The following is a 12,392-nucleotide window of genomic DNA, read 5'->3' as shown; positions in this document are numbered from 1 at the left end:
CCGGCCCGCGGCGACATGCGGACGAGGTGTCGCCGCACACTGAAACCCATCAGGTACGACGTATTCAAGAGCCTGTGACATAAAAGTCGTACTTTTATGGCGCCGGTTACGCTGAGCACATGACGACTCAGGCCCGGGGGCTCCATACGCATGTGCTGGACACCCTGGGTCTCGCCATCACCGCGGGGGAGTACCCGCCCGGCAGCGTCCTGCGCACCGATGAGCTCGCCCAGCGCTTCGAGGTGTCCCGCACGGTCGTCCGCGAGGTCGTGCGCGTCCTGGAGTCGATGCACCTGGTCGAGTCCCGCCGCCGCGTCGGCGTGACCGTCCGCCCGACCGAGCAGTGGAACGTCTACGACCCCCAGGTCATCCGCTGGCGGCTGGCCGGCGCCGACCGCCCCCGCCAGTTGCGCTCGCTCACCGTGCTGCGCTCCGCGGTGGAGCCGGTGGCCGCCGGGCTCGCCGCCGTCCACGCCACCCCCGAGCAGTGCCGCGAGCTCACCGAGCAGGCCCTCGGGATGGTGGCCACCTCCCGCGGCCGGCGGCTCGACGCGTACCTGGTCCACGACGTCGCCTTCCACCGCGTCGTCCTCAACGCCTCCGGCAACGAGATGTTCGCGCGGCTCGGCGACGTCGTCGCCGAGGTGCTCACCGGCCGTACGCACCACCGCGTGATGTTCGAGGACCCCGACCCGGCCGCCGTCACCCTCCACGTCCAGGTCGCCGAGGCGGTCCGGGAGCGGGACGCGGTGCGCGCCGAGGAGCTCACCCGGCAGATCGCCGTCGGGGCGCTGCGGGAGCTCGATGTGCTCGCCCCCTGACCGGCGCGCTTAAACTGCTGAAGCCGATTAACCGGCCGGTAACCTCAAAAACACCTCAGATACGCCCGTACGTGACATAGGCCACAGCCAAAACGGCAGCGCAGCCGTGACTATGTGCCCTGGCCTGCGTGCCACGGTGACCACCCTCATCACCTGCGTACGGCTGATACCGCACGACCCCTCACAAAGGCGACTTCCAGATGAGTGACCGCACCATGCCTGCGGCCGACACCCTGAGCCCCGGAACCCCCGCGGCGACGGGCGCCCCCCACATCGACGCCGGTGACGCCGGTTACAGCAAGGACCTCAAGTCCCGCCACATCAACATGATCGCCATCGGCGGCGCGATCGGTACCGGCCTGTTCCTCGGCGCCGGCGGCCGCCTGGCGGGAGCGGGACCGTCCCTCGCCATCGCGTACGCCGTCTGCGGCGTCTTCGCCTTCTTCGTGGTCCGGGCCCTCGGTGAGCTGGTGCTCTACCGTCCGTCCTCCGGCGCCTTCGTCTCCTACGCGCGCGAGTTCATGGGGGAGAAGGGCGCCTACACGGCCGGCTGGCTGTACTTCCTCAACTGGTCGACCACCGCGGTCGCCGACATCACCGCCGCGGCGACGTACGCCCACTTCTGGGCCATGTTCAGCGACATCCCGCAGTGGGTCCTCGCCCTGATCGCGCTCGCCGTCGTCCTGACCGCGAACCTGATCTCGGTGAAGTACTTCGGCGAGATGGAGTTCTGGTTCGCGATCATCAAGGTCGCCGCGCTGGTCATCTTCATGTGCGTCGGCATCTTCCTCGTCGTGACCCAGCACGACGTCGGCGGCCACACCCCGGGTCTGGCCACGGTCACCGACAACGGCGGCATCTTCCCCGCCGGCATGCTGCCGATGCTGATGGTCGTCCAGGGTGTCGTCTTCGCCTACGCCTCGGTCGAGCTGTGCGGCGTCGCCGCCGGTGAGACCAAGAACCCCGAGAAGATCATGCCGAAGGCGATCAACTCGATCATGTGGCGCGTGGGCCTGTTCTACGTCGGTTCCGTCGTGCTGCTCGCGCTGCTGCTGCCGTACACCTCGTACTCCGCCGACCAGAGCCCCTTCGTCACCGTCTTCGACAAGCTGGGCATCCCCGGCACGGCCGGCATCATGAACCTGGTCGTCCTGACCGCCGCCCTGTCCAGCCTGAACTCGGGCCTGTACTCCACCGGCCGCATCCTGCGCTCGATGGCCATGTCCGGCTCCGCGCCGAAGTTCACCGGCCTCATGAACAAGGGCCAGGTGCCCTACGGCGGCATCCTGCTCACCGCGGCGTTCGGTGTCCTCGGCGTCGGCCTGAACTACCTCATGCCCGGCGAGGCCTTCGAGATCGTGCTGAACCTCGCCTCGATCGGCATCCTCGGCACCTGGGGCATGATCATGCTCTGCTCGCTGCTGTTCTGGTCTCGCGCGAAGGAGGGCAAGGTCAGCCGGCCGTCGTACCAGCTGCCCTGGGCCCCGTACACGCAGATCGTGACCCTGGTGTTCCTGGCCTCCGTCCTCGGCCTGATGTGGTGGGGCGGCGGCGTCGGCCGGACCACCGTGAACATGGTGCCGCTCATCGCGGCGCTGCTGGTCGGCGGCTGGTTCCTGGTCCGGGGGCGCGTCCTGTCGCTGACCCGGGCCGGCACGCGGGACTGACGCACCCCGCGCGCACGCCGGACCGTACGACCGACACGGAGCCCCCGCCGGACACCCGTCCGGCGGGGGCTCCCCATGGCGCGCACCCGCACCCGCACCCGGTCACCCGGCACCCGGTCGCCCCGCCCCCGGTCACTCGCCGCCGGCGAACCCCGCCACCTCCCCGGGCAGCACCACGAAGGGCCGCTCCATCCCCGCGTCCGCGTGCTCCAGCACGGTGCAGCGGTACGCGAACCGCCCGTACGCCCCCGCGAACCGGCCCCGCACCCGCACCATCTCGCCCCCGGCCACCCGGAACACGTCCTTCCAGCCCTGCTCACCGGGCGGTACCGCGATCCCCCGGCCCCCGTCGTACGCCACCGGCGCCCGCGTCCCGCCCAGCGCCGGATCGAACCCGTCCACCGTGTACGCCTCCCGTCCGGCTACCCGGCACTCCGCGAGGGGGATGTGCACCGGGCACAGCGGCGCGCCCAGGTTCAGCAGGGACCACTCCTCGTACGCGCCCTCCCGCACGGCGGGTCCGGGGCCCTCCCCGCGGGCCCTGCGCCGATACGTGCGCACCGTCCCGTCCGGCCCGCGGACCTGGACGATCCCGGGCGCCGGCGGCCCGGCCCGCAGGGCGCCGACTTCCTCCATCTCCCAGAGCTCCGGACGGCCGCCCCCGCCCGCGGTCATGGGCGGCGTCAGCACGATCAGCCGGCGCCGGCACCCGGTCTCCCCGGGCGCCGTCCGCTCGAAGGACCGGGACAGCACCGCCGGCAACACGAAGGCGTCGGGCTCCGCGCCCCGTGCCACCCGGAACTCCATGACCTGCGGGTACGGCACGTCCCACGCCGCGTCCGGCACGCCCGGCGCCTGCCCCGCAGCCTTGTTCACCAGCCGCACGCTGCGCCCCGCCAGCTCCCGGAAGTCCAGCAGCAGGTCGAGCCGCTCGGCCGGCGCGATCGTCAGCGGCGCGCCGAACTCGAAGTCCACCGCCACCGGCCGCGGCAGCAGCCCGCCGTCACTGCCGATCAGGTGCACGACCCCGGGCACCGGGTTGTCCTCGTCGTCGACGAGGACGAGGTCGTACACGCGTGCGTTCGAGGCGTTCACCATCCGGAAGCGGTACCAGCCGTCCACCACGTCCAGATAGGGCCAGATCGTCCCGTTGACGGTCGTGTACGGGCCCAGGAACGGCAGCGTCACCGGACGGCCCGTCTCCGGGTGCTCACGGGTCACGAGCGTCGTCTTGTGCAGCAGGCGCCCGCTGAGCCGGCCGCCGGCCGCTTCGTCCTCCCGGTCCAGGTTCCGGTCGGCCAGGACCAGCGGCACCTCGCGCTCCCCGGACGGCAGCCCGAGGGCGTCCTCCTCGTCGTCCCGCACGAGGTAGGTGCCGACCAGGCCCGCGTACGCGTTCCACCGCGAGATGCCCCGGGCGTGGTCGCGGTACCACCACTGCGCGGCCCGGTGGTCGTTCGGGTACTCCACCAGGTGCGTGCCGCCGCACCCGACGGCGTCGTCCGGCCGGCCGTCGCTGCCGCCGCCCGCCGGGGCGCCGTGCAGGCCCGTCACCGACCAGGCCGGCAGCGCCGCGACGTCCCCGTCCGGCTCCGCGCCCTGCCGCCCGGGCCGGTTGTGCGGATCGGCCTGCCCCGGCTCCCGTTCCACCGCCACGGCGGTGACCGGGTGCGGGCTGCCGGGCGGGATGCGGTTGGTCCAGGCGATCCGTACGCGCTGCCCGCGCCGCACCTCGATCGTCGGGCCGGGCACGCTGCCCCCGTACCCCCACATCAGCGCCGGCGGCACCTGCGAGTGCATCCGCACCCACACCGGCCGCAGCGCGATCTCGATCACTTCCCGCCCGTCCCGGCCGGGCCGGATCACGGGCGGCACGGTCAGCGGATCCGAGTAGGGGACCAGCTCACCGTCCGTGCCGGCGGCGCTGCCCGACACGGCCGCGACGATCCTGGCGGCGATGTCCTCGATGGCCTCGTTCATGTTTCCCCCGTGACGCAGTGACGACCATGCGTCAGTGAGGACAGAACCCCGCGCCGAGGAGTTGCCGTTCCCGCCTCATCCGGCCGAAACCTTTCCGTCGCCGCCGGGCAGCGGCGCGAGCGCCAGGCCGCTGACGAACCGCCGCCCCGCCCCGGTGAACGGGTCGGTGAACTTCAGGGACCGGGCGAGGAGCTGCAGCGGACGGGTGTGGTCCTCCGGGCCGTCCTCCCGCACCACCGGATACAGCGGGTCGTGCAGGATCGGTATGCCCAGCCGGTTCAGGTGGACCCGCAGCTGGTGGGTCCGGCCGGTCGACGGCACCAGCCGGTACCGGCCGAGCCCGCCCCGGTGCTCGATCAGCTCGACGCGGCTCTCGCTGTTCGGCTCGCCCGGCTCCTCGCGGGCCGTCAGCACCCCCCGCTCCTTCACGATCCGGCTCCGTACGGTGACGGGCAGCGCGAGGCCGGGATCGTACGGGGCCACCGCCTCGTACTCCTTGCGCACCCGCCGGTCCCGGAACAGCGTCTGGTACGCGCCCCGGTCCTCCGGCCGTACGACGAACAGCGCCAGCCCCGCCGTCAGCCGGTCCAGCCGGTGCGCTGGCTGGAGCTCCGGCAGCCGCAGACCGCGCCGCAGCCGCGCCAGCGCGGTCTCGGTCACGTGCCGCCCCCGCGGTGTGGTGGCCAGGAAGTGCGGCTTGTCGGCGACCACGATGCGCTCGTCGCGGTACACGATCCCGACCTCGAACGGCACCCGCTCCTCGGGCGGCACGTCCCGGTGGAACCACAGATGGCGCCCCGCCGCGTACGGCTCGTCCGCACGGACGGCGGCCCCGTCCGCACCGACGAACCGGCCCTCCGCGAGCATCGCCTCCACCCGCGCCGCACCGATGGCCCCCGCGTACCGCGCGAGCAGGTGGTCCCGCACGGTCGGCCACGTCCCGGCGGGGTCGGCGGGCAGCCGCAGCCGCACCGGGTCGACCCCCGCGACCTGCGGCAACGGCGCCGCGGGCGCTTTCGTTCTCCGTCTCACGGCCCCACGGTAAACCCCCGCGCCCGCATGCCCGCCGCCGCCGGCCGGCCGGTCGCCACCGCCCGCGGACTCAGCGGAGCCGTACGGTCACCTCGCCGGTGCCCCGTGCGGAGCCGCCGCCGACCACCCGCACACGGAACGGCCGGTCCGTGCCGCTCGCGCGGACCCGCAGCCACGCCCCCGGGGACGGGGGCCCGTCACCCGCCGGGCGCCCGTCCCCGCCCCCGACGGCGTGCTCGTCGCCGACGCCGTCGCCGTCGTGCCGGAGGGTGTACGTGGCGGCCGGCGCACCCCCGCGGTCCGGCACCGTGACACTGCGGCCGTCCTCGGCGCCCGGGGCGACCAGCAGCGTCAGGCCCTCCGGCCAGTCGCCGTCCGGCCGCCGGTCGTCCGCGCCCAGCGGCAGCACCGCGCCCGGCCGCACGTACAGCGGCAGGCTGTCGAAGCCGTGGCGCTCGCGCCGCCAGCCCGGCCCGCTGACCGTCTCGCCGGTCAGCAGGTGCGTCCAGACGCCGCCGGGCAGGTAGAACTCCACCTCGCCCTCCGCCGTGAAGACCGGCGCCACCAGCAGGTCCGGGCCGAGCATGTACTGCCGGTCGAGCGTCCGGCAGGCCGGATCGTCCGGGAACTCCAGCAGCATGGGCCGCATCAGCGGGACCCCGCTGCCACGGGCCTCCACGGCCGCCCCGTACAGGTACGGCATCAGCCGGTGCTTGAGCTCGGTGAACTGCCGGGCCACCTGCACCGCCTCGTCGCCGAACTCCCACGGCACGCGGTACGACATGTTGCCGTGCAGCCTGCTGTGGGACGACAGCAGGCCGAAGGCCAGCCAGCGCTTGAACACCGCCGGGTCCGGCGTGCCCTCGAACCCGCCGATGTCGTGGCTCCAGAAACCGAACCCGGACAGGCTCAGCGACAGCCCGCCGCGCAGCGACTCGGCCATCGCCCCGAACGACGCGAAGCAGTCCCCGCCCCAGTGCACCGGGAACCGCTGCCCGCCCGCCGTCGCCGACCGCGCGAACAGCACCGCCCCGCCCGCGCCGCGCTCCTCCTCCAGCAGCCCGAAGACGCACTCGTTGTACAGCTGCGCGTAGTAGTTGTGCATCCGCTCCGGGTCGGAGCCGTCGTGCCACACGACATCGGTGGGCACGCGCTCGCCGAAATCGGTCTTGAAGCAGTCCACGCCCTGGTCGAGCAGCGCCCTGAGCTTCGACCGGAACCAGTCCCGCGCCCCCGGGTGCGTGAAGTCGACCAGGGCCATCCCGGCCTGCCACAGGTCCCACTGCCAGATGTCGCCGCCGGGCCTGCGCACCAGGTAGCCGAGGTGCGCTGCCTCCTCGAACAGCGCCGACTTCTGGGCGACGTACGGGTTGATCCACAGGCTGATCCGTAGCCCCCGCTCCTTGAGCCGGGCCAGCATGCCCCCCGGGTCCGGGAAGGTGTCCGGATCCCAGCGGAAGTCGGTCCACTGGTACTCGCGCATCCAGAAGCAGTCGAAGTGGAAGACGGACAGCGGGATGCCGCGCTCCGCCATGCCGTCCACGAAGGACGTGACCGTCTCCTCGTCGTACGCCGTGCAGAAGGACGTCGTCAGCCACAGGCCGAACGACCACGCGGGCGGCAGCGCCGGCCGCCCGGTCAGCGCCGTGTACCGCGCCAGCACCTCCTTCGGCGTCGGCCCGGCGACGACGTAGTACTCCAGCGTCTGGTCCTCGACGCTGAACTGCACCTGCCCGACCGACTCGGAGCCGACCTCGTACGACACCCTCCCGGGGTGGTTGACGAAGACGCCGTACCCGCGCGAGGAGAGATGGAAGGGCACGTTCTTGTACGCCTGCTCGCTGCTGGTGCCGCCGTCGGCCTGCCAGATGTCGACGCTCTGGCCGTTCTTCACGTACGGCGTGAAGCGCTCGCCGAGCCCGTACACGTACTCGCCGACACCGAGCGCGAGCTGCGCGACCATGTGGTGCCCGCCGTCACCGGTCGTGGCGAAGGCCGTGCCCTTCTCCTCGACGGCGGTCAGCCGCCGCCCGCCGGCGTCCAGGAAGGTCAGCCCCCAGGGTCCGTCCCGGTCGAGGCGGACGGTGAGCGGCCCGCTCGTCAGCTCGGTGACGGAGCCCTCGCGCCGCGTCCGGGCCGCGTACGGCGCCGGGGCGTCCGCCAGGGCGAAGTCGGGCCCGCGGTGGGCCTTGCCGGCGTGGTGGGTGGTGCGGACGCCGATGACGCCCTCGGCGGGTGAGAAGCACTCCACCGTCAGCAGCGGCGAGTTGAGGGTGTGCCCCCGGTGCTCCACGCGTCGCACGGCCGCGTACGCGGTGAAGCGGTCGTCGCCGACGTGCAGGTCGCGCACTTCGGTGGCGTACGAGATCCGGACGCCGTCGCGCAGCAGCCAGAAACCGTCGGTGAACTTCATGCGGCTCTCACGGAGACGTAGGTGTCCAGGACCGCGGCGATCCGGTCCACGGCGGCACGGTCGCGCGGGACGGGCGGGTACGCCTCCCCCTCGCCGGCCCCCCACGCGGTGGCGACGGCGACCGGGTCCTCGCCGGTGGCCGCGCCCGCGGCGAGGGCAGCGGCGCCGAGGGCGACGAGCTCGGTGGTACGGGGCACGACGACGGCCCGCCCGGAGAGCCGCCGCACGGTCGCGAGCCAGGCACGCCCCCGCGCGCCGCCCCCGACGAGCCGCAGGGGGGCCTCCGCCACGGCACCCGGCAGCGCGTCGAGCGCGCGCAGCACCGTGAACGCGGCGCCCTCGTACGCGGCGCCCAGGAGCTGCTGCGGGGTGGTGGCGTGGCGCAGCCCGGTGAGCAGCCCGGCGGCGCGGGGCAGGTCGGGGGTGCGCTCCCCGTCCAGGTAGGGCAGCAGGACCGCCTCGCCCCCGGGCACGGCGTCCTCACGGTCGAGGCCCAGCAGCCCGGCGACCTTGTCCACGGCGAGCGTGCAGTTGAGGGTGCAGCCCAGCGGCAGGTACGTCCCGGCGCCGTCGGCGGCGGCGAAGCCGGCGAGCGCGGCCGTGGCCGGACGGGTGCGGGTGGCCGCGAAGACCGTGCCGGAGGTGCCCAGCGACACCACCGGGTGGCCGAGGAGCCCCTGACGGCCGAGACCGAGGCCCACGGCGGCGGCCATGTTGTCGCCGGTGCCGGCGGCGACGGGGATGCCCTCCGGCAGGCCGAGCTCCTTCGCCGCGGCCGCGGTCAGCCGCCCCGCGCACGCCGCCCCGCTCGGGGCGACGTCCGGGAGCAGGGAGCCGTCCAGCTCCAGCAGCTCCAGCAGGAACGGGTCGTACGCGCCGGTCGCCGTGTTGTACCAGCAGGTGCCGGAGGCATCGCCGGGGTCGGCCGCGGCCACGCCGCTCAGCCGCTCGGTGAGGAAGTCGTGGGGGAGGCGCACGGCCGCGGCGGCGTCGGCCGCACGCGGCTCGTTCTCCCGCAGCCACCGCCACTTGGCGGCCGTCATGGACGCCACCGGTACGGAGCCGGTGCGCTCCAGCCACCCCTGCGGGCCGAGCTCGGCCGTGAGGGCGGCGGCCTGGGGCGCGGAGCGCGTGTCGTTCCACAGCAGCGCGGGGCGCAGCGCGTGCCCGGTCCCGTCCAGTACCACCAGCCCGTGCTGCTGCCCGGCGACCGCGATGCCGGTCACGGCGCGGGGGTCGACCCCGTCCATGGCGCGGGTGACCGCGTCCACGAGGGCCTGCCACCACAGCTCCGGGTCGCTCTCCCGGGCCCCGTCCCTCCCGGTGACGACGTGCGGGGCCCGCCCGACGGCGAGGACCCGGCCCGAGGCGGCGTCGACGAGGGCCGCCTTGGTGGACTGCGTGGAGCTGTCCACACCGATCACATAGCTGAGTCGGTCCATTTTTTGATCGTACTCAAAACAAATCGTTCCGTGGAAGACACATAGGCGCGTCGGTCTTGCCTTCGCCTCCCTGTCACCCTATTAATAATCTGAGCAAACAAATCGCGACGAGGGACACAGACCATGCCGGAGCGCTTCACCCCCACCCCCGAGGACAGGTTCACGTTCGGCCTCTGGACCGTCGGCTGGCAGGGCGTCGACCCCTTCGGCACCGCCACCCGCCCGCCGCTCGACCCGGTCGAGTCGGTGGAGCGCCTGGCCGGCCTCGGCGCGTACGGAGTGACCTTCCACGACGACGACCTCATCCCCTTCGGGTCCTCCGGCACCGAGCGCGAGTCCGCCGTCAAGCGGTTCCGCGCCGCGCTGGACCGCACCGGCCTGAAGGTCCCGATGGCCACCACGAACCTCTTCACCCACCCCGTCTTCAAGGACGGCGCCTTCACCGCCAACGACCGCGACGTCCGCCGCTACGCGCTGCGCAAGACGATCCGCACCATCGACCTCGCCGCCGAACTCGGCGCCGAGGTGTACGTGGCGTGGGGCGGCCGCGAAGGGGCGGAGTCCGGCGCGGCGAAGGACGTCCGCGCCGCCCTCGACCGCATGAAGGAAGCCTTCGACCTGCTCGGCGAGTACGTCACCGAACAGGGCTACGACCTGCGCTTCGCCATCGAGCCCAAGCCCAACGAGCCCCGCGGCGACATCCTCCTGCCGACCATCGGCCACGCCCTCGCCTTCATCGAGCGCCTGGAGCGCCCCCACCTGGTCGGCGTCAACCCGGAGGTCGGCCACGAGCAGATGGCCGGCCTCAACTTCCCGCACGGCATCGCGCAGGCGCTGTGGGCGGGCAAGCTCTTCCACATCGACCTCAACGGCCAGTCCGGCATCAAGTACGACCAGGACCTCCGCTTCGGCGCCGGCGACCTGCGGCAGGCCTTCTGGCTGGTCGACCTGCTGGAGAGCGCCGGCTACGCGGGCCCGCGTCACTTCGACTTCAAGCCGGTGCGCACGGACGGCTTCGACGGCGTCTGGGAGTCCGCGAAGAACTGCATGCGCAACTACCTGGTCCTCAAGTCCCGCGCCGCGGCCTTCCGCGCCGACCCCGAGGTCCAGGAGGCCCTGGCGGCGTCCCGCCTCCCCGACCTCTCCCGCCCCACCGCCGACGACGGCCTCGCCGCCCTCCTGGCCGACCCTTCCGCCTACGAGTCCTTCGACCCCGCGGCGGCGGCCACCCGCTCCATGGCCTTCGAGCGCCTCGACCAACTGGCCTGGAACCACCTCCTCGCCGCCCACTAGCGGGTGTCTTCCGGACCGGGCCGCGCGAACCCGGCACGATCCGGAAGGCAGGCCCCGGCGGCGTCGCGCCGGGGCACGGCGCCCGCCGGCCGCCGTCACCGCGTGTGCGGGCCCGGTGTCCGCGGGGATCAGCGCCGGACGCGCACCGCTCCGGAAGGGGCCGCGCCGCGTCCGCGCGGTCGCGCCCCGGCGAGGCGGAGTGTGCGTGCGGACGCTCCCTAGCCGGCCCGCACCACGTAGGCCGCCGGGTCCGCGATCACGTCGCGTACCACCGCCGCCGCGGCGCCCCGCGCCGCGTCCCCCGAGGAGGACGCCCCCCGCAGCCGCCCGCACCCCTCGGGCCACAGGCCCGAGACGACGCGGGCGGTCAGCTCGCGGTCCGCCGCCGTGCCGAGCCACGGCATCAGCCCCCGGTAGATCCCGCCCAGCACCACCGCGTCCGGATCCAGCAGGTTCACCGCTCCCGACACCACCAGCCCGAGCATCCGCCCGGCCCGTTCGAGCGCCGCCACCGTCCGGGCGTCCCCGGCGAGGGCCCGCCGCTCCAGCTCCGCCACGCCCGGCATCCCCGCCGACCCGTCGAGGCCGGCGCCGCGCAGGAGCGCCGCCTGACCCGCGTACTGCTCCAGGCAGCCCCGCGAACCGCACCGGCACTCCGGGCCCTCCGCGTCCACCACCACGTGCCCGATCTCGCCCGCGAACCCGTGAGCCCCGCGCAGCAGCTCGCCGTCCACGACGATCGCGCCGCCCACGCCGATCTCGCCCGACAGGTACAGGAAGCTGCGCACCCGCCCCGGCCCGCCGAACCACAGCTCGGCCAGGGCGGCGGCGTTGGCCTCGTTGTCCGAGCCGACCGGCAGCGCCCGCCCGCCGGGCAGCAGCCCGCCGAGCGCCTGCCCGAACAGCCCCTCCGCCGGTACCCGGTTCCAGCCGAGGTTCGGCGCCTGGCGGACCCGGCCGCCCGACACCAGCCCCGGCAGCGCCAGCCGGACCCCTACCGGCTCCAGGTGCTGCTCCGCCGCCGACCGCAGCGTCCGCGCGGCGATCCGCGCCGCCCGCTCCAGCACCTCGCCGGGCGGTACGCCGCGGTGGTCGAGGTGCTCGGTCAGCCGTACCCGGTCGGTGCCCGCGAGGTCCACCACGCACACCGACACATAGTCGACGTTGATCTCCACGCCGAGCCCGGCCGGTCCGGTGCGCGCCACCCGCAGGGCGGTCCCGGGCCGCCCCGCGTGCCCGCTGAAGGTCTTGCCCGACTCCGTGAGGAAGCCGCTCACCAGCAACTGCTCGACCAGCGACGACACCGCGGCCCGGGTCAGCCCCACCCGCGCCGCCACCGCCGCCCGGGTCGCCTCGCCCTCGTCGTGCACGGCCCTCAGCACCAGGCTCAGGTTGTGCCGCCGCACGGTCGCCTTGTCGGCCTTGGGCTCCAGCGGATCCAGAGTGTCGTTCATCGTGCGGCCGAGCCTATGCGACGTGCCCGCACACGAAGGAGCGGGTCCGGCCACCGGCCGAACCCGCTCTTCTCTGTGTCCGAGGGGGGACTTGAACCCCCACGCCCGATAAAGGGCACTAGCACCTCAAGCTAGCGCGTCTGCCATTCCGCCACCCGGACAAGGTGTCTGTCTCGCGGCCCGTGGCCGTTCCGACGTGGAAAACCATAGCAAACATTCGAGGTGCCCGATCACGCCCCCGCCCGCACCCCGGGAGGGGGCAGGATGGGAGGACTCAGCAGCAGCTACGC

8 protein-coding genes and 1 tRNA gene are annotated in these 12,392 nt (G+C 73.7%); 3 read left to right on the top strand and 6 right to left on the bottom strand.

Going from position 1 to position 12,392, the window contains the following annotated elements:
- Positions 1-119 precede the first annotated feature (119 nt).
- Together ACIA79_RS15435 and ACIA79_RS15430 are read left to right on the top strand one after the other, a co-directional pair.
- Positions 120-821, top strand: a complete 702-nt coding sequence (locus tag ACIA79_RS15435) for a FadR/GntR family transcriptional regulator (RefSeq protein WP_399428744.1) — start codon at positions 120-122, stop codon at positions 819-821.
- A 200-nt stretch (positions 822-1,021) separates the two neighbouring features.
- Positions 1,022-2,488 carry an amino acid permease gene (locus ACIA79_RS15430; RefSeq protein WP_399428743.1) on the top strand — a complete coding sequence of 489 codons (1,467 nt, stop codon included), beginning with the start codon at positions 1,022-1,024 and terminating at the stop codon, positions 2,486-2,488.
- A 132-nt stretch (positions 2,489-2,620) separates the two neighbouring features.
- Here ACIA79_RS15430 and ACIA79_RS15425 read toward each other — a convergent pair whose 3' ends face one another.
- The 4 genes from ACIA79_RS15425 to xylB all read right to left on the bottom strand — a co-directional run bounded on the left by ACIA79_RS15425 (position 2,621) and on the right by xylB (position 9,355).
- Complete coding sequence (locus ACIA79_RS15425; RefSeq protein ID WP_399428742.1) at positions 2,621-4,468, bottom strand: multicopper oxidase family protein; 1,848 nt, start codon at positions 4,466-4,468, stop codon at positions 2,621-2,623.
- 75 nt (positions 4,469-4,543) lie between these two features.
- The gene (locus ACIA79_RS15420; RefSeq protein ID WP_399428741.1) at positions 4,544-5,500 is read right to left on the bottom strand and encodes a pseudouridine synthase; all 957 of its coding nucleotides are present in this window, start codon (positions 5,498-5,500) and stop codon (positions 4,544-4,546) included.
- Positions 5,501-5,570: 70 nt separating this feature from the next.
- Positions 5,571-7,913 carry an alpha-xylosidase gene (yicI, locus tag ACIA79_RS15415; protein ID WP_399428740.1) on the bottom strand — a complete coding sequence of 781 codons (2,343 nt, stop codon included), beginning with the start codon at positions 7,911-7,913 and terminating at the stop codon, positions 5,571-5,573.
- Entirely contained in the window at positions 7,910-9,355 is a 1,446-nt protein-coding gene (gene xylB, locus ACIA79_RS15410) for a xylulokinase (protein WP_399428739.1), read from the bottom strand. Before xylB ends, yicI begins: the two co-directional genes overlap by 4 nt.
- Before the next feature lie 123 nt (positions 9,356-9,478).
- Between xylB and xylA the strand changes: the two genes are divergently transcribed.
- On the top strand, positions 9,479-10,648 hold the full coding sequence (gene xylA / locus ACIA79_RS15405; protein ID WP_399428738.1) for a xylose isomerase: 1,170 nt from the start codon (positions 9,479-9,481) through the stop codon (positions 10,646-10,648).
- 218 nt (positions 10,649-10,866) lie between these two features.
- Here the strand turns inward: xylA and ACIA79_RS15400 are convergent, their stop codons facing one another.
- Together ACIA79_RS15400 and ACIA79_RS15395 are read right to left on the bottom strand one after the other, a co-directional pair.
- Positions 10,867-12,102, bottom strand: a complete 1,236-nt coding sequence (locus ACIA79_RS15400) for an ROK family protein (protein WP_399428737.1) — start codon at positions 12,100-12,102, stop codon at positions 10,867-10,869.
- Positions 12,103-12,178: 76 nt separating this feature from the next.
- Positions 12,179-12,263, bottom strand: a tRNA-Leu gene (locus tag ACIA79_RS15395).
- Positions 12,264-12,392 lie beyond the last annotated feature (129 nt).

This window comes from Streptomyces sp. NPDC051310 (genome assembly GCF_044455245.1).
In the GTDB taxonomy this organism is placed as follows: Bacteria; Actinomycetota; Actinomycetes; order Streptomycetales; family Streptomycetaceae; genus Streptomyces.
This window is presented reverse-complemented; position numbering and strand designations above follow the sequence as displayed.

Coding starts and splice junctions, on each gene's coding strand:
- xylA (WP_399428738.1), top strand. CDS start 9,479: ATGCCGGAGCGCTTCACCCCCACCCCCGAGGACAGGTTCACGTTCGGC.
- xylB (WP_399428739.1), bottom strand. CDS start 9,355: ATGGACCGACTCAGCTATGTGATCGGTGTGGACAGCTCCACGCAGTCC.
- ACIA79_RS15425 (WP_399428742.1), bottom strand. CDS start 4,468: ATGAACGAGGCCATCGAGGACATCGCCGCCAGGATCGTCGCGGCCGTG.
- ACIA79_RS15400 (WP_399428737.1), bottom strand. CDS start 12,102: ATGAACGACACTCTGGATCCGCTGGAGCCCAAGGCCGACAAGGCGACC.
- ACIA79_RS15435 (WP_399428744.1), top strand. CDS start 120: ATGACGACTCAGGCCCGGGGGCTCCATACGCATGTGCTGGACACCCTG.
- ACIA79_RS15430 (WP_399428743.1), top strand. CDS start 1,022: ATGAGTGACCGCACCATGCCTGCGGCCGACACCCTGAGCCCCGGAACC.
- yicI (WP_399428740.1), bottom strand. CDS start 7,913: ATGAAGTTCACCGACGGTTTCTGGCTGCTGCGCGACGGCGTCCGGATC.